The sequence below is a fragment of the Bradyrhizobium sp. JR4.3 genome (genome assembly GCF_040547695.1).
GTDB lineage: Bacteria > Pseudomonadota > Alphaproteobacteria > Rhizobiales > Xanthobacteraceae > Bradyrhizobium > Bradyrhizobium canariense.
This window is the reverse complement of sequence record NZ_JBEPQF010000004.1, coordinates 12323-29289: the sequence shown is the minus strand read 5'-3', so window position 1 is coordinate 29289 and position 16967 is coordinate 12323. Positions and strand designations below refer to the sequence as shown.

The following is a 16967-nucleotide window of genomic DNA, read 5'->3' as shown; positions in this document are numbered from 1 at the left end:
CGAAAACCTTACGTGTTCTTCAGTGCGACGCGGAATTCGGCTTCGGTCTTGGCCTTGACCTCGTCGAGCGAGACGCCGTCGGCGAGCTCGATCAGCGCCATGCCGCCGCTGCCGTGCTTGTCGATGGTGAAGACGGCCAGGTCAGTCACGACCATGTCGACCACGCGCTCGCCGGTCAGCGGCAAATTGCACTGCTTCAGGAGCTTTGGACCGTCCTTGGCCGAATGCTCCATCACCACGACCACGCGCTTGACGCCGGCGACGAGATCCATCGCGCCGCCCATGCCCTTGACCATCTTGCCGGGGATCATCCAGTTGGCGAGATCGCCGTTCTGGGCCACCTGCATGGCGCCAAGGATCGACAGATCCATGTGGCCGCCACGGATCATGCCGAAGGAATCCGCGCTCGAGAAGTACGAGGTCGACGGCAGCTCGCTGACGGTCTGCTTGCCGGCGTTGATGAGATCGGCGTCCTCTTCACCCTCATAGGGGAACGGGCCCATGCCGAGCATGCCGTTCTCGCTCTGAAGGCTGACGTCCATGCCGTCGGGGATGTAATTCGAGACCAGCGTCGGGATGCCGATGCCGAGATTGACGTAATAGCCGTCACGCAGTTCCTTCGCGGCGCGCGCAGCCATCTGTTCACGGGTCCAGGCCATCTTAGTCTCCTGATCTCAAGCTGCCGTGCGCGGGCGGGTGTTGCGGAATTCGATGCGCTTCTTGGCCGTTCCGACCTCGACGATGCGCTTGACGAAAAGACCGGGTGTGTGGATGTGGTCGGGATCGAGTTCGCCGGCCGGAACCAGATGCTCGACCTCGGCCACCGTGACCTTGGCGGCCGTCGCCATCATCGGGTTAAAGTTGCGCGCGGTCTTGCGGTAGATGAGGTTACCTGCGGTGTCGCCCTTCCAGGCGTGGACGATGGCGAGGTCGGCGAACAGGCCGCGCTCCATCAGGTATTTCTGCCCGTCGAATTCCTTCACTTCCTTGCCTTCGGCGATCAGCGTGCCGACGCCGGTCTTGGTGTAGAAGGCCGGAATGCCGGCACCGCCGGCGCGGATGCGCTCGGCCAGCGTGCCCTGCGGATTGAATTCGAGTTCCAGCTCGCCGGCGAGGAATTGCTGGGCGAACAGCTTGTTCTCGCCGACATAGGACGAGATCATTTTCTTGATCTGACGGGTTTCGAGCAGGCGGCTGAGGCCAATGCCGTCGACGCCGGCATTGTTTGAGACCACCGTCAGGTCCTTGACGCCGGAGTCGCGGATCGCGTCCGACAGCGTCTCGGCGATACCGCAAAGGCCGAAGCCGCCCGACATGATCATCATGCCGTCTTTCAGAACGCCCTCGAGAGCCGACTTAGCGTCGGGATAGACCTTGTTCATGCAAATTACCTTCGAGTGAACCTTCGGCTTGCAGGCGTCGCGCCTTAGTGGCGGCGATTATTAGGCGAAATCGTCCGAAGCCGTCAATGATACGGGGTTCTCCGCTCCGCCCCTGGGTGATAGAAGCTGCCCAAGCCGTGGGCGCAACCGTTCCCGCGGCCTTGAAAGCGACAAGAAAACCCATCAAGTTGCGGCACTTAACACAATAGGTCTTGGGCGTGGGGCGCGCAGGTTTCCCGGCCCGCCTTCTGGCTCCAGCGACCAACTCGATCAGGACATGCCATTGACCATGGCCCAAGGAATGAAGCGCCTCGGGACGCCGATCGCGGCGCTGCTCGGCGTGGCGCTGATCGCCCTGATCGCGACCTCATGGCTCATCAACCGCGACGCGCTGCGCAAGGCGGTGGAAACGCAGATCCGCGACGTCACAGGGCTCGAGGTCAATGTCGCAGGCGCGATCGACATCTCGGTGCTGCCGGCAAGCTACATCTCCTTCCATGACGTCGGCCTGAAGGGCGGCGGCACCAGCGATCCCGCGCTCCATGTCGACGTGCTCACCGCGAACCTGCGGCTGCTGCCGCTGCTGCTGCAACGGTTCGAGATCGCCGACCTGACGCTGCTGCGGCCGCGCATCCATGTCAGCCTGAAGCCGGACGGCGAAAGCAACTGGACGCCGTTCATCCAGACCATCGCGCGCACCATGAAGCCCGGCGCCGAGAATCAAGTGTCGTTCTCCGAGATCCGGATCCAGGACGGCGTGCTCGATTACGAGGACGCCGCCATGCACGGCACCGAGAAGTTCGAGGACATCGACCTCTCGCTGGCCTGGCCATCGATCTCGCGCTCCTTCGCTGCGACCGGACAATTCGACTGGCGCGGCGAACGGGTCGACGGCTCGATCAGCTTTGCCGATTTCGTCGCCGCGCTCTCCGGCGAGCGCTCGGGATTGAAGGCGCGGATCGCGAGCGCACCGCTCAAGCTCGCCTTCGACGGCAGCGTCGCCAACCGCACCAGCCCGATGATGGAGGGCACGCTCACCATCGACAGCCCGTCCTTGCGCAACGCGCTACGCTGGACCGGCCAGCCGCAGCCCGCCAGCGGCGGCTTCGGCCGCTTCGCGTTGAAGGCGCGGGCCAATGTCGTCGGCGCGTCGATCGCGCTCACCAATGTCAATGTCGAGCTCGACGGCAACACCGCCGAGGGCGTGATGACCTACGCCAATAACGGCCGGCAGACGCTGCAGGCGACGCTCGCAGCCGACGCGCTCGACTTCACACCCTATATCTCGACCTTCCGCCTGCTCGCGAGCGGCGCGCGCGACTGGAACAGGCAGCTGTTCGATCTCAACGCCTTGTCGACCACCGACCTCGACATGCGCCTGTCGGCCGCCAAGCTGACGGTCGGGGCGTCGAAACTCGGCCGCACCGCGATCGGCGCGAATCTGCGCAACGGCACGCTGGCGCTCTCGGTCGGCGAGGCCCAGGTCTATGGCGGCATCGCCAAGGGCTCGTTCGGCATCGCGCGCTCCGACACCGTGGCCGACATCAAGGCGCAATTCCAGTTCACCGACGTCGACCTTCAGGCCTGCGCCTCCGAGCTGTTCGGTATCAACAAGCTGTCCGGGCGCGGCAACATCAACGTCTCGCTCCTCGCGTCCGGCTCGAGCCCGTTCGGCCTCGTGCAGTCGCTCGACGGCAGCGCCACCGTGACCGGGCATGATGGCGCGATCGCGGGCTTCAATGCCGAGCAGCTACTGAAGCGGCTCGAGCGGCGGCCGCTGTCCGGCGGCGGCAATTTCCGCAACGGCTCGACCCCTTACGACAATCTCACCATCGCGGTGAAGTTCTCCGACGGCGTCGCCACCGCCGAGGACATCCGCGTCGAAGGACCGGCGGCGAAGATCACGATGACCGGCACCGCCTCGGTGCCGACGCGCGAATACGACATGAAGGGCGTGGCCAGCCTCAACAGCGCGTCGGGGTTCGAATTGCCCTTCGTGGTGCAGGGCCCCTGGGACGACCCCCTCGTCTTCCCCGATCCGGAAAGCCTGATCCGCCGCTCGCCGGCCTCTGCGCCCCTGCTCGACATGCTGAAAGACCGCAAGCCGGGCGACGCGGTGCGCTCCGCGATCGAGCGCATCACCGGCACTGGAAAACGTCCCGCACCCGCCGAAGCGCCGACAGCGGAGAACGCCAAGGAAGGCGCGAAGTCGAACTAGTCCTGAGCGGATCGCGGACGCGGAACGCCTCCGCCAACGCATAAGAGCCGTCCGTATTTCGCCACGATGGTCTCATACCTGAGGTTGAAGCAGGAGGAGACATCGCCCAATGGGAAGCTTTGGAAGATGCCGGGTGGCCGCCGTTATTGCGGCACTCGCGCTGGTCACCGTCGCGAGCGCCTCGCATGCGCAAGACGTTTCACGACCGGAGTCTGTTGATCGCCCCTCCGCTCTTCTCCTTCCTGCCGGGAAGGTCATTTTCGACGCCGCGGTGGCTCGTGCGAACAGGGGCACAAACGGCTTCGGCCTGCCCCCTTCGTTCCCACTGCCCTCGTGCGGATTTCCTGATGGGCTTTGCGGCGCGGTGAACCGCGACGGCACGCTTGCTGTGCCGGCCGAATACGATTGGGTCGATACCTTCCATGAAGGGCGCGCGCTGGTGCGATCGAATGGTCGCTATGGCTATGTCGACACAAGCGGTCATGTGATCGCAAAGCCGCAATATCCGATTGCAGATCGCTTCTCGCACGGATTTGCGCAGATCGACGTCGGCGGCCGATCCGGTCTGATCGACCTCGACGGCAACACCGCGCTCGAGCCGAAGTTTGGCTACGTCATTCCCTTCACCGAGAAGGTCTTCTTTGCCACCGAGGGCCGGACCACGTCAGGAGGCATCGCGGGCACGGAGCAGTTCAGCCATGGGATTTTCGAGTTCGTCGGCGCGATCGCCGACAGCAGAGCGGTCACTGCGACAGGCAAATGGGGCCTCGTGGACCGCTCCGGCGCCTGGCTTGTTCCGCCGTCTCTCAACGCGATCCTGCCTTTTGACACCGAAGGCACGGCGCTCATGCTGGCGAGGGTCGATTCCGGATGGGGTGTGATACGTCCCGACGGAAGCTGGGAGATCGAACCAAAATTCCAGCAGCTTGGTTCGTTTGTTGATGGGATGGCCCCCGCAAAGGTCGATGACCATTGGGGTTTCATTGATCGCGCGGGACGCCTCAAGATCGAGCCGAAATTCGAGAACGTCCATCAATTTGTACACGGCGCGAAATTTACCCCAGCCCGCCTGAACGGCCGATGGGGCCTGGTAGATCGCACCGGCGAATGGGTCGTCCAGCCCCAATACGAAAACATATCTCTGAAGGGGACTGCGCCATGGTCGTGGGACATTCAGAACGAGAAGAAGCATGGCTATCTCGATGAAAACGCCAAGGTCATTGTCCCGCCCCTATTCGATTTTTCGGTCGGGCGATGCGCCAATGGACGCATTGTCGGGGAGATCGACAGGCAGCCGCGAATTCTTGATGAGAATGGCAAGTCGATCGAGCCGCAGGAGGGTGAGCTATCGAGGCCGGTGACCTGCGACGGACCTTATATCCTCAAGATCAGCGGTAAATTTGCCTATGCGGCAGCCGATCTCATGCCGATGACGGCACAGCGGTTTGACCGTGCCGGCCCTTTCGTCGGCTCTCTTGCTGTCGCCGGTTTTGGGGACAAATTCGGATTGTTGAGAACTGACATCACCTGGGCCATAGAACCCACGCTCGATGCGATCTCTCCAGGCTTGCCGAATGGTTCGGTTCTAGCGCGGCTGGACGACAGGAACGGCATCATCGATGCCTCGACCGGTGCATGGATCACCAAGCAGCCTTTCGAACGCATCTGCCACATCAGGCCTGATATGGCCATGGCATTCGAGGGGGGTAAACGCGGCATCCTTGATGCCCATGGCTCCTGGCTAATCAAACCGCGAGAGGGACGGATGGGCATTCGCCTCGAGGATGGCTTGGTCCCGGCCCAATCGGGCGGGCATTGGGGCTTCATGAATGTGGAAGGAAAAATGGTGATCGAGGCGAGATTCGATGCACCGACGTTTTTTGATCGTGGCATCAACTGGACCAGTACCGACGCCTCTTGGTGTCCGATCGATCGCAGGGGACAGCCGATCGAAGGCCTTCAATGCCAGCCGTCGGACCCGCTAAAGAGACAGTTTGGCGTATTTGCATGTCAGCTCGGGCCCTGAGACCTCACGCGAATTGATCAGGGCGAATTGATGCGGCGATTGGATCGATGCCGCACATTAAGCATCTCCTCTCGCCCGACACCCCACGACCTATGTCTGACAAGAAGCCGCTAGATCGGATAGCGGCCATGCGCTAGTGTTTTATACGACCGGTTAAAAACACCGGCCGTTTGAGGGAGAAAAACGTGAAATCCAAGGTTATTGGCGCAGTATCACTGGCGGTCGCTGCGGCCGGGCTGTTTGCAGCCGCTGCACCCGCATTTGCGCAGCAGAAGACGATTACGGTCTGGTGGGGCAAGGGCTTCTACCGCTCCGAAGACGACGCGCTGCTCGAGACGATCAAGAAGTTCGAAGCCAAGACCGGAATCAAGGTCGAATTGTCGCAGTACGCGATCCAGGACATGATTCCGAAGACGGTCGCCGCGCTCGATGCCGGCACCGTGCCCGACGTCGCCTATTCCGACTCTTATGACGTGCAGGCCCAGGGCAAGTGGGCCTACGAGGGCAAGCTCGAGGATCTCACCGACGTCATGGAGCCGATCAAGGGCCGGTTCGTGCAGAACACGCTGGACGCCTCGATCCTCTATAACGACGTCACCAAGAAGAAGGCCTATTACGGCTTCCCGCTGAAGCAGCAGAGCATGCACGTCCAGATCTGGAACGACATGCTGGAGAAGGCCGGCTTCAAGCAGAGCGACATTCCGACCGACTGGGCGGGGTACTGGACGTTCTGGTGCGACAAGGTGCAACCGGGAATCCGCAAAGCCACTGGCCAGCGCATCTACGCCGTCGGCCAGCCGATGGGCGTAGAATCCACCGACGCCTTCCAGTCGTTCTACACCTTCATGGATGCCTACCACGTCAAGCTGGTCGACGACGACGGCAAGCTCACGGTCGACGATCCCACGGTCCGCGAGAACCTGATCAAGGCCATGAAGGACTACACCGACACTTATATCAAGGGCTGCACGCCACCGTCCTCCACGACCTGGAAGGATCCGGACAACAACGTCGCGTTCCACAACAAGACCATCGTGATGACCCACAACTTCACGATCTCGATCGCGGCTAAGTGGTATGAGGACTCGCAGAACCAGGCGCTCACGCAAGAGCAGCGCGACGCCGGCAAGAAGGCTTATGAGCAGGACATCATCACGGCGTCCTTCCCCAAGGCGCCGGATGGGTCGACCATCCGCTACCGCTCCGACGTCAAGACCGGGCTGGTCTTCAGCGTTGCCAAGAACAAGGCCGAGGCCAAGCAGTTCATCAGCTTCCTGCTCCAGGAAGAGAACGTTCGCCCCTATATCGAGGGCGCGCTCGGCCGCTGGTTCCCGGTGACGAAGGAAAGCCAGGCCAGCCCGTTCTGGCAGGCCGACAAGCACCGCAAGGCGGTGTACGCCCAGTTCACGGGCGGCACCGCGCCGTTCGATTTCACCAAGAACTGGAAGTTCACGATTCTCAACAACGAGAACGTGTGGGCCAAGGCGATGAACCGGGTGGTGAGCGAGAAGGTTCCGGTCGACAAGGCCGTCGACGAACTGATCGCCCGCATCAAGCAGGTCGCGGGTTAAGTCATCATCCCCTCGCCCCGCCCAGCGGGTGAAGGTATAAGAACAGTACCGGCCGCGTTTCGCGGCCGGCAACTCTTTGAAGAGTCCAAAAAGAATGGCGATTACGCTCTCTGGTGATCAGTCGATCCCCGCACCGCCCTTGTCGTCGCGGCTGACCCCGACGCAAATCTGGGGCATCGTGCTGCTCGCACCCTATTTGCTCGTTTTCCTTGCCTTCGTCGTCTACCCCGTCTGTTACGGGCTATGGCTGGCGCGGGCCCCGTCGAATTATGTCGCGCTCTATAACGACCCGATCTTCGCGCGCGCCGCCGTCAACACGCTGATCTTCCTGGTCATCGGCATCAACATCAAGATGCTGATCGCGCTGTTTTTGTCCGGCTTCTTCGCGCAGCAGCGCACCTGGATCAAATGGCTCTCGGTGGTCTTCATCCTGCCCTGGGCAGTGCCGTCAATTCCGACCATCCTGTCGGTGCGCTTCATGTTCAACCCCGAATGGGGCATGGTCAACCACCTCATCTTCAACTTGACCGGTGATGACGGCCCGAACTGGCTGAACGACCCGACCGTGGCGCTGACCATGGCAATCGGCGTCCACATCTGGAAATCGCTGCCGTTCTGGACGCTGATCCTGATGACCGGACGGCTTGCGATCGCGCAAGATCTGTTCGAGGCCGCCGAGGTCGACGGCGCCAGCTGGTGGCAGAAATTCCGCTACATCACCTGGCCGTCGCTGCAGATGCTCTACATCACCTGCACGCTGCTCTCGATGATCTGGACGCTCGGCGACTTCAACAGCGTCTATCTGCTCACCGGCGGCGGCCCGGCCGACCTCACGCACGTGTTGTCGACGCTCGGCATTCGCTATCTCCGGCTCGACCAGCTCTCGCTCGCGATGGCCTCCATCGTCTGCGCGATACCGTTCGTCCTGCCGCTGATGTACTTCATGATGAAACGGTTGTCGCGATGAAGCTTCCCTCTCTCCGTGACGTCGCGACCGAGGCGCGGCTGCTCCTGATCGGCATTCCCGTCCTGCTCTGGACGATGATACCGATCTATCACATGTTCCTGTTCGCGATCTCGCCGAAGGAGGACGCGTTCTCGGGCAAGCTGTGGCCGGATCATCCGACGCTGCACAACTTCGAAATCGTGTTCAAGCAGCAGCATTACTTCCTGCGGGACTTCTACGTGCAGTTCTGGAATTCGCTGGTGATCGCGGCAGCCGTCGGCGTGCTCACGCTCGTCATCGCAACCGCGGCTGCGTTCTCGATCTCGCGGTTGCGCGTGCCCGGCGGGCGCATCGTGATGAACCTCGCGCTGTTCACCTATTTCATCCCGGCAGCGTTCCTCGCGGTGCCGATGTATCGCACCATGGGCAATTACGGCCTGCTCAACAATCATTGGTCGCTGATCCTGGCCATGGTGACGATCGCGAGCCCTTATGCGATCTGGGTGCTCAAGCAGGCCTCCGACAAGCTGCCGGTCGAGCTGGACGAGGCCGCGGTGATGGACGGCGCGACGACTCTCCAGATCTTCCGCCTGGTCTACTTGCCGCTGATGATGCCCTCGCTGGTCGCGATCGGCACCTATGCGGTGCTGCTCGCCTGGAACGAATATCTCTACGCGTTCCTGCTGCTCTCAAACGATCGCGAGATCACCCTCCCTGTCGCGCTCGGCAACTTCCTCGCCGCCGACGACTCGCCGTGGGAGCTGTTGATGACGACCGGCTTCATCTACGCGCTGCCGCCGGCCGCCATCTACTACGCCTTCCGCCGCTACATGGTGGGCGGGCTCACGGCGGGTGCGGTGAAGTCCTAAACATCGGCCGCGCGCTTGCTGCGATATGCGATCAGAAGCGCGACCGTCGAGCCGAGGAAATAGCCGGCGGTCGCGCCCGAAATGGCGCGGCCGGCGATGAAGGCCACCGCGCGATCGCCCGCATCGATCGCCGAGATCACGCCAACCGTGTACTGCAGAGAGAACACGACGAGGTTGCGGACCAGCGCAAACGCGCTGCCGGGACGAATGATCTCCCCGGTCGTGTGATCGACATCGAACGGACGCGGCGTCAGGACGCCGAGCGGCAGTAGCGCCAGTGCCGCCGCGATCCAGGCGATCAGCGGCCATGTGCCGTCCTGATGTCCAAAGCCGATCCGTGAGACGCCCCAGACGATGAACACGGCCGGCACGATCAGCGCGCGCCAGATCGGCGTCCTGCGCGGCTGCATCGCCTTGATGCCCTGCCAGACCAGATAGGCGAACAACGTCCAGACCCAGAGTGGCGTATGGACGAGGACCTGGTAGGTGAATATCACAATGCCTCCCCTCTCAAAGCGGCGCCGCGCTTTCGCCCTGCGAGCTCGACAATTTCGAGGCGAGCGAGGCGATCACGATGACGATCGCGATCAAGGCGATCACCAGCGTGCAGATCGCGTTGATCTCGGGCTTCACGCCCAGCCGTACCTCTGAATAGATCCGGATCGGCAGCGTCGCGGAGCCCGGGCCGGTGGTGAAGCTCGCGATCACGAGATCGTCCAGCGACAGCGTGAAGGCGAGCATCCAGCCCGCGACGATCGCGGGCGCAATCAGCGGCAGCGTCACGGCCACGAACGCCCGCACGGGGTCGCAGCCGAGGTCCATCGCGGCCTCTTCCAAGGAGCGGTCGAGCGAGCCGAGGCGGGACTGCACGACGACGGCGACGAAGCACATCGTCAGCGTGGTGTGGGCGATCGTCACCGTCCAGAAGCCGCGCTCGGCGTTCAGCGCCACGAACAGCAGCAGCAGCGACAATCCGGTGATCACCTCCGGCATCACCAGCGGCGCATAGAGCATGCCGGAGAACAGGGTGCGGCCGCGAAACCGCTCGCCGCGCGACAGCGCCACGGCGGCGAGCGTGCCGATCAGGGTCGCAATGGTCGCCGACGAAACCGCGACGCGCAGGCTCATCCAGGCCGCCTCGATCATGGCGCGGTCATTGAAGAACTCGTGATACCAGCGCAGCGACCAGCCACCCCACACCGTCACCAGCCGCGAGGCGTTGAAGGAATAGATCACGAGGATCAGGATCGGCAGATAGAGGAAAGCCAGACCCAGCGCGAGCGAGACGACGTTGAAGCGGGACAGGCGGGAGACCTTGCGCATCGCCTCACCGCCCCTGTTCCAGCTGCCGCTTCTGCAGCCGTTCGTACAGCAGCAGCGGGACCAGCAGCACCACCAACAACACGATGGCAGCGGCGGAGGCGACCGGCCAGTCCTTGTTGGTGAAGAATTCGAGCCACAGGGTCTGACCGATCATCAGCGCATTGGAGCCGGCCAGGAGATCCGGAATGACGAACTCGCCGACGATGGGGATGAAGCACAGCAGCACGCCGGCGCCGACGCCGGGCAGCGACAGCGGGAAGGTGACGAGCCAGAACACCTGCCAGCGCGGTGCGCCGAGATCGGAGGCGGCCTCCTCCAGCACCGGCTCCATTTTGGCGAGCGTGGCATAGAGCGGCAGGATCATGAACGGCAGGTAGGAATAGACGATGCCGATATACATCGCGCTGTCGGTGGAGAGCCACACCACCGGCTGGCTGACGAGATGCAACGCAAGCAGGATCTGGTTGAGCAGGCCGTCATGCTGGAGGATGTTGATCCAGGCATAGATGCGGATCAGGAACGAGGTCCAGAACGGCACGATCACCAGCACCATCGCCACGGCCTGCCAGCGCGTCGGCAGCCGCGCCATGCCGTAGGCGATGGGATAACCGATCAGGAGCAACAGCGCGGTCGCGGTGACGGCGACGGTGAGGCTACGCACATAGGCGAACACGTAAATATCGTCGGAGACGAGCAGCCTGAAATTGTCGATCGACAGCGCGGCAAAGGCGGCCTTCAGCGCCCCCCATCCCGCCATCAGGTCGAACACCGGCTCGTAAGGCGGCTGCGCGATCGCCGTCTGCGACAGGCTGATCTTCAGCACGAAGCCGAACGGCACCAGGAAGAACAGCACCATCCAGACATAGGGCGCGATCGCGGCAAGGCGAGCGGGTCGCGCAAAAATGCGGCGCGCGCTCATGACGGCAGCACCACGCAGTCGTCGGGCGTGAACCAGGCGACGACAGGCTGGTTCAGGCTGTAGGCGTCGACATCGAGGCGCGCGCTGTTGGCGACCGAAGCCTGCAGCATCCCGCCGGCGTCCAGCTTCACCTTGTAAGTGGTGGTGCCGCCGAGATAGCAGATGTCGGCGATCACGCCGTCCAGCTGGTTGATCGCCGTTTCATGACCGGCTTCCCGCACCGGACCACGGCGCGACAGCTTGACCTTCTCGGGGCGAATCGCAACCGATAATCTGCCCTCGCCGAACGGCTCGCGCGGCTCCGCCACCACCAGCGCGCCCGCATCGCGCGTGCCGATGACCAGACGATGACCGTCGCGCAATTTGGACTCGGCGTCGAACAGGTTGACGTCGCCGACAAACTCCGCGATCCAGCGCGAGCGTGGCGCCTCGTAGAGTTCGCGCGGACTGGCGACCTGCGCGAGCTTGCCGTCCCTCATCACGCCGATCCGGCTCGCCATCGTCATCGCCTCTTCCTGGTCGTGGGTGACGATGATGAAGGTCATGCCGAGCCCGCGCTGCAGCTCCATCAGCTCGCCTTGGGTGTTTTCGCGCAGCTTCTTGTCCAGGGCCGCGAGCGGCTCATCGAGCAGAAGCAGCTGCGGGCGCCGCGCCAGCGCGCGCGCCAACGCCACGCGCTGACGCTGGCCACCGGAGAGCTGGTCGGGCTTGCGCTTCTCGAGCCCATCGAGCTTCACAAGCGCAACCATCTCCGCAACGCGCGTGGCGATGTCGGCGCGCGCCATGCCGGCGCGCTTCAGGCCGAAGGCGATGTTGTCGCGCACCGACAGGTGCGGAAACAGCGCGTAGTTCTGGAACATCATGTTGATCGGCCGCTCATGCGGTAGCGCCTGCGCGATGTCCTTGCCGCCGAGCAGGATGCGCCCTTGATCCGGCGCTTCGAAACCGGCGAGCATGCGCAGAAGCGTGGTCTTGCCGCAGCCGCTGGGCCCGAGCAGTGCAAAGAACTCGCCGGCTTTGATGTCGAGCGACACGCCGTCGACGGCCCGGAACGTCCCGAACGTCTTGGCGACGCCCTCGATGCGCAGCAGCGGCTCGCCGGCCGCGAACTGCGTCTCTCCAACCGCAGCCGCAGCCGCATCTGTTCTGGGCAACTCGTCAGTCATGGTCCCTGCCAACCCCAATCCCGCCGCACGCTAGCGGCCGATCGTCCCCAGCTCAACCGGTTCGGGAGTAGCGTCCACTACAGCCCCGTAGCCCGGATGGAGCGCCAGCGTAATCCGGGACGGTCTGTCAGCGGTGAGACTTTCCCGGATTGCGCTTCGCTCCATCCGGGCTACCACTGACTAGCCCACACCCGCCATGAACGCCGCCAGCGCATCGCGGTCAGCCTCCGGCATGGTCAAGCCCAGCTTGGAGCGGCGCCACAGGATGTCCTCGGGAAAACGCGCCCATTCGTGGGTCATGAGATATCGCACCTCGGCGCCCGTCAGCTCGGGACCGAAGGCGGCGCCGAGATCGTCCCGGGTCTTCGCCTCGGCAAGCACAGCCGATAGCCGCGAGCCATAGGCCGCGACGAGGCGTTGGGCCTGCGTCTCCGACAGAAAGCGCCAACGGTCGCGCGCAAGATCGACCTTGGTGTCGAAACGATCCCAGGCAAAATCTCCGCCCGGTAGCGCCGCGCCTGCGGTCCAGGGCAGCGACATCGGATAGAACGGCGTCAGCTTCGTCACCGCGCGCTCCGCCCGCAGGCGCGAGGTGGTGACGTCACCGCCAAACATCGTGATCAGCGGCGCCTTGCGCCGCCGCGCGTCGAACAGCGTCGTGCCGTCACGCCCGCGCGCGGACGCCAGCGTCAGGTTGACGCCGGAGACCGCGCGCACCACGTCGGTCGGGGCAACGCGCTCGCGGAAATAGCGGCTCGCCGCTTCGCAGAGATAGCCGACATCGGCCCCCGGCATCGCGACGATCGCGGGATCGCCGGTGAAATCGTGCGTGACTGTTCCGATCAGGGTGAAATCGCGCTCGATAGGACTCGCGAAGATCAGCCGGCCATCGCTGTTCTGGAAGACGTAGACGTTATCGGAATCAAACAACCGCGGGACGATGATCTGGCTCATCTGCGTCGCCACCATGGCGGGTTGCGGCTGCCGCAGCACGGTCTCGGCGACCATCGACGTCCAGCCGCCGGTGGCGTTAGCCAGTGCCCGGGCCGTGATCGTGCGACGATGGCCGCGGTCGACCACCGCGAGCCGCCATGTATCGGTTCGATCGGCACGCACACAGCGCGCTCCAGTCCGAATCACGGCGCCGCGCTCGGCCGCATCCAGTGCCGTGAGCACCACCAGTCGGGAATCGTCGACGACGCAGTCCGAATATTCGAAGGCCGTGCCGAACGGTCGTTTCAGCGCGTTGCCGACCGGATGATGCGTGATGTCGAGGGTCGCCGTTGCAGGCAGGCCGCTCCGGCCGGTGAGGCTGTCGTAGAGGAATAGGCCAACGCGCAGCAGCCATGGTGGGCGCTCGTCGGAATGCGCCGGGATCACGAAGCGCATCGGCCGAACCAGATGCGGCGCGATCCGCAGCCAGGTCCGGCGCTCGGCCAACGCTCGGCGCACCCGTCGGAAGCCGCGCCGTTCCAGGACCGAGAGATCGCCGTGGATCAGCCGCGGTGTTGCCGAGGACGCCGCACCGCCCAGATCGCCCTGCTCCAACAGGATGACCCGCAGGCCGCGGCCGGCGGCATCGCGCGCGAGGCTGACACCGTTCAGGCCGCCGCCGATGATCGCAAAATCGTAATCCGCCATAAAGCCGTCGAATGGGAGCGAAAGAAGCGCCCACCCTCACTAGAGCCATTTCCGTTCCGATGAAATCGGAACGGGGCTCTGGATTCTAGTTTGGCGCGTTTTCTTGACGCGAACCGGCAGCCACTTCGCTCGAAAACGCTTTAACCGGTCTTGAGCGCAAGCTCCATGACGTCGGCGCGGCCGACGAGGCCGGCATATTTTCCGATCGGCAGGGGCTTGCCGAGCAAATAGCCCTGCACGCCGTCACAGCCTTCCGCGGCGAGGAAGGCGAGTTGTTCCAGCGTCTCGACGCCCTCGGCGACGATCGACATTTCCAGGCCATGGCCGAGATCGATCACCGCGCGAACGATCGCCGCCGATTGCGGGTTGCGGCCGAGATTGATGATGAAGGCGCGGTCGATCTTGATCTTGTCGAACGGGAACGCCTGGAGATAGCTCAGCGAGGAATAACCGCTGCCGAAATCGTCCATGGAAATGCGCACGCCGAGCGCCTTGAGCCGGCGCAGCAGCGCAAGGCCGCGATCGAAGTCCTCGATCAGCACGCCCTCGGTGATCTCGAGCTCGAGCCGGCCGGGGGCAAGACCCGTCTCGAGCAGGATGGAATGGACGAGCCCGACCACGTCGCCGTGCATGAACTGCGCCGGCGACAGGTTGACCGCGATCTGAAGCGGCGTCGGCCAGGAGGCGGCCTCGCGGCAGGCCTCGCGCAGGATCCACTCGCCCATCTCGACGATCAGGCCGCTTTCCTCCGCGATCGGGATGAATTCGGCCGGGGAAACCTGGCCGCGCACCGGATGCTGCCAGCGCGCCAGCGCCTCGAAGCCGATGATCTCGCTCTCGGCGACGCTGTGGCCCGCTGCTCCCTGCGGCTGGAAGGCGAGCGAGAGCTCGCCGTTCTTGATCGCCATCGAGAGATCCTGGTGCAGCACGCGGCGATCGCGGATCTGCTGGTCCATCTCCGGCTGGAACAGGCTGATCGTGCCGCGCGATTTCTGCTTGGCGCGGAACAGCGCCGCGCCGGCGTTGGCGAGCAGCGAGGCGGCGTCGGCGCCGTTGTGCGGGAAGATCGACATGCCGGTGGTGACGCCGGCGCGAACCGGGCGGCCGTCGATCTGGAATTCCTTGGCGACGGCATCACCGATCTGCTGCGCCAGCGCGAGACCTGCATCCGGCTGCTTACCGTCGATGATCAGGCCGAACTCGTCGCCAGACAGGCGCGCCACCACGCCGCCGCGCGCGGAGTCCTGGAGCCGCTGGGCCACCTCGACCAGGAGCTTGTCGCCGTGCGCATGACCGAAGACGTCATTGACCTCCTTGAGGCCGTCGAGATCGACGCACAGAACCGCGAACTCTTCGCCGGTGCCCTCGCAGGCCTCGATCATCTGGGTCAACGCCTGCAGGAAAGCGGCGCGGTTCGGCAAATCGGTGAGGCCGTCGTGATAGGCCATGTGCGCCATGCGCGACTCGGTCTGCCGGCGATCGGTGACGTCCTCGTGGGTCTTGATCAGATATTGCGGCTCGCCGGTGTCGCTCAGCACGGTAGCGCGGCGGGTGAGAAACAGCCGCAGCCCGTCCTTGGTGGAGATCGGGTGCTCTTCGGTGATCATCCCGCGCTTCTTGATCGCGGCTTCGTCGCGCGCAATGATCAGCTTGGCTTCCTTGGGATTGAAGATGTCGGACGCGGTCAGGCCCGTGGCTTCCTCGCGCCTGCGGTTGAGGATCGTCTCCGCGCTGCGGTTGGCGAGCAGGTAGCGGCCGTCCTTGACCTGCTCGACGATCAGGGCCACCGGGATGTTGTCGACCACGAGCTCCAGGAACTTCTTCGTGCTCTCCAGCTCCTTCGACAGCGAGCGGCGATCGGTGATGTCCTCGAACACGAGCATCAGGAATTCGGGCTTGTTGCTCTCGTTGCGGACCACGATCCGGATCGAAGCAACCATGCGCCGCTCACCGGCGCGGTCGACCTCGAATTCGTTGCGAAACTGGCCGTCCTGCGAATCGAGTGCCGCCCGGTCGGTCGCCTCGATGCTGTCCGCCGAGACAGGCGCAAACAGCTCGCGCGCGTTCTTGCCGACGACATGGTCGCGCGAGAAGCCCCAGAACCGCTCATAAGCGCTGTTGGCGAAGATGTAGCGACCATCCTCGATGTTCTTCGCGGCCACGCAGGCCGGCACGTGGTCCAGCAATGTTTCCAGGAACTGCTTGGTGGAGGCGAGCTGCCGCGACAGCCTGCGCTGCTCGCTGACGTCCAGATGCGTCGTCACCGAGCCGCCATTGGGCAGCACGAAATATTTCACCAGGATGGCCCGCCCGTCCGGCAGTTCGGTGATCAAGCCGTTGGTGCTTGCCGCCTTCTCATAGAACTCGTCGTTGGAGGCGCCCCCGAGCACACCGCGCTTGCGTCGCAGCTCAAGGAGTTCGTAGCCGTTCATGTCGGCCCAGAGATCCGACCGCGCCAGGCCGTAAATCTCGATATAGCGGTCGTTGCAGAAGATGATGCGCCGCTGCGCATCCGTCATCACCACGCCCTGGTTGAGATTGTTCATCGCGGAGGAGACGAAGGCATTGCGCCGCAGCTGCAGACGCTTGGTCCGGCGCAACGAGGAATGGATCCACAGCGCGATCGCGACGAGGAACGAGCAGATCACGATGCCCGCGATCAGGGCTTCCCAGATCACGTTGGGATCGAGGTGGCCGAGATAGCTCGGAGGAGTGAAGCTGTCGGAGAGGGCAAAGGCGCGCGCAGGCGTCACCGCTGCGGCCAGGCACACGACGGCCTGCACCGCAATCGGAAGCGCGCTGCCCGCGTGCCAGTTCTTCTCAGCCATCAGCCACCCGCGATTTCAACGTCGGATTGTCTGGCCTCGCGGGTTTGGATCGGGTAAACGCCTGTACGCGCAACGAAA

13 protein-coding genes are annotated in these 16967 nt (G+C 63.8%); 5 read left to right on the top strand and 8 right to left on the bottom strand.

Annotated elements, in window-relative coordinates; translation table 11 throughout:
- Nucleotides 1-8: 8 nt before the first annotated feature.
- Nucleotides 9-659, bottom strand: coding sequence for a CoA transferase subunit B (locus ABIB91_RS08700; protein WP_007596236.1), 651 nt, complete (start codon nt 657-659; stop codon nt 9-11).
- A gap of 15 nt (nt 660-674) precedes the next feature.
- Nucleotides 675-1382, bottom strand: coding sequence for a CoA transferase subunit A (locus ABIB91_RS08695; protein ID WP_007596238.1), 708 nt, complete (start codon nt 1380-1382; stop codon nt 675-677).
- Between the two features lie 289 nt (nt 1383-1671).
- On the opposite strand from ABIB91_RS08695, the gene ABIB91_RS08690 reads away from it, so the two are divergent.
- The 5 genes from ABIB91_RS08690 to ABIB91_RS08670 all read left to right on the top strand — a co-directional run bounded on the left by ABIB91_RS08690 (nt 1672) and on the right by ABIB91_RS08670 (nt 9012).
- Nucleotides 1672-3600 carry an AsmA family protein gene (locus tag ABIB91_RS08690; RefSeq protein ID WP_354160525.1) on the top strand — a complete coding sequence of 643 codons (1929 nt, stop codon included), beginning with the start codon at nt 1672-1674 and terminating at the stop codon, nt 3598-3600.
- 109 nt (nt 3601-3709) lie between these two features.
- A complete protein-coding gene (locus tag ABIB91_RS08685) occupies nt 3710-5626 on the top strand; it encodes a WG repeat-containing protein (RefSeq protein ID WP_354160037.1) in 1917 nt (638 codons plus the stop codon).
- 185 nt (nt 5627-5811) lie between these two features.
- The gene (locus ABIB91_RS08680) at nt 5812-7197 is read left to right on the top strand and encodes an ABC transporter substrate-binding protein (protein WP_354160035.1); all 1386 of its coding nucleotides are present in this window, start codon (nt 5812-5814) and stop codon (nt 7195-7197) included.
- A 94-nt stretch (nt 7198-7291) separates the two neighbouring features.
- Nucleotides 7292-8164, top strand: coding sequence for a carbohydrate ABC transporter permease (locus ABIB91_RS08675; RefSeq protein ID WP_007596244.1), 873 nt, complete (start codon nt 7292-7294; stop codon nt 8162-8164).
- A complete protein-coding gene (locus ABIB91_RS08670; RefSeq protein WP_007596245.1) occupies nt 8161-9012 on the top strand; it encodes a carbohydrate ABC transporter permease in 852 nt (283 codons plus the stop codon). Before ABIB91_RS08675 ends, ABIB91_RS08670 begins: the two co-directional genes overlap by 4 nt.
- On the opposite strand, the gene ABIB91_RS08665 is transcribed toward ABIB91_RS08670, so the two are convergent.
- The 6 genes from ABIB91_RS08665 to ABIB91_RS08640 all read right to left on the bottom strand — a co-directional run bounded on the left by ABIB91_RS08665 (nt 9009) and on the right by ABIB91_RS08640 (nt 16889).
- Complete coding sequence (locus ABIB91_RS08665; protein ID WP_354160033.1) at nt 9009-9509, bottom strand: DUF6622 family protein; 501 nt, start codon at nt 9507-9509, stop codon at nt 9009-9011. The genes ABIB91_RS08670 and ABIB91_RS08665 overlap by 4 nt on opposite strands.
- Nucleotides 9510-9522: 13 nt before the next feature.
- On the bottom strand, nt 9523-10335 hold the full coding sequence (locus ABIB91_RS08660) for an ABC transporter permease (protein ID WP_354160031.1): 813 nt from the start codon (nt 10333-10335) through the stop codon (nt 9523-9525).
- Between the two features lie 4 nt (nt 10336-10339).
- Nucleotides 10340-11254: an ABC transporter permease gene (locus ABIB91_RS08655; protein ID WP_354127181.1), complete on the bottom strand. Its 915-nt coding sequence runs from the start codon at nt 11252-11254 to the stop codon at nt 10340-10342.
- On the bottom strand, nt 11251-12420 hold the full coding sequence (locus ABIB91_RS08650; protein WP_354160028.1) for an ABC transporter ATP-binding protein: 1170 nt from the start codon (nt 12418-12420) through the stop codon (nt 11251-11253). The genes ABIB91_RS08655 and ABIB91_RS08650 overlap by 4 nt, the downstream gene beginning before the upstream one ends.
- A gap of 180 nt (nt 12421-12600) precedes the next feature.
- On the bottom strand, nt 12601-14061 hold the full coding sequence (locus ABIB91_RS08645) for a glycerol-3-phosphate dehydrogenase (RefSeq protein WP_354160026.1): 1461 nt from the start codon (nt 14059-14061) through the stop codon (nt 12601-12603).
- Nucleotides 14062-14201: 140 nt separating this feature from the next.
- A complete protein-coding gene (locus ABIB91_RS08640; protein WP_354160024.1) occupies nt 14202-16889 on the bottom strand; it encodes a sensor domain-containing protein in 2688 nt (895 codons plus the stop codon).
- Nucleotides 16890-16967: the final 78 nt, after the last annotated feature.

Bases quoted from the DNA above. Each gene is read 5' to 3' on its own strand.
- ABIB91_RS08655 (WP_354127181.1), bottom strand. From the start codon at position 11,254: ATGAGCGCGCGCCGCATTTTTGCGCGACCCGCTCGCCTTGCCGCGATC.
- ABIB91_RS08685 (WP_354160037.1), top strand. From the start codon at position 3,710: ATGGGAAGCTTTGGAAGATGCCGGGTGGCCGCCGTTATTGCGGCACTC.
- ABIB91_RS08675 (WP_007596244.1), top strand. From the start codon at position 7,292: ATGGCGATTACGCTCTCTGGTGATCAGTCGATCCCCGCACCGCCCTTG.
- ABIB91_RS08695 (WP_007596238.1), bottom strand. From the start codon at position 1,382: ATGAACAAGGTCTATCCCGACGCTAAGTCGGCTCTCGAGGGCGTTCTG.
- ABIB91_RS08640 (WP_354160024.1), bottom strand. From the start codon at position 16,889: ATGGCTGAGAAGAACTGGCACGCGGGCAGCGCGCTTCCGATTGCGGTG.
- ABIB91_RS08650 (WP_354160028.1), bottom strand. From the start codon at position 12,420: ATGACTGACGAGTTGCCCAGAACAGATGCGGCTGCGGCTGCGGTTGGA.
- ABIB91_RS08690 (WP_354160525.1), top strand. From the start codon at position 1,672: ATGGCCCAAGGAATGAAGCGCCTCGGGACGCCGATCGCGGCGCTGCTC.
- ABIB91_RS08645 (WP_354160026.1), bottom strand. From the start codon at position 14,061: ATGGCGGATTACGATTTTGCGATCATCGGCGGCGGCCTGAACGGTGTC.
- ABIB91_RS08700 (WP_007596236.1), bottom strand. From the start codon at position 659: ATGGCCTGGACCCGTGAACAGATGGCTGCGCGCGCCGCGAAGGAACTG.
- ABIB91_RS08670 (WP_007596245.1), top strand. From the start codon at position 8,161: ATGAAGCTTCCCTCTCTCCGTGACGTCGCGACCGAGGCGCGGCTGCTC.
- ABIB91_RS08660 (WP_354160031.1), bottom strand. From the start codon at position 10,335: ATGCGCAAGGTCTCCCGCCTGTCCCGCTTCAACGTCGTCTCGCTCGCG.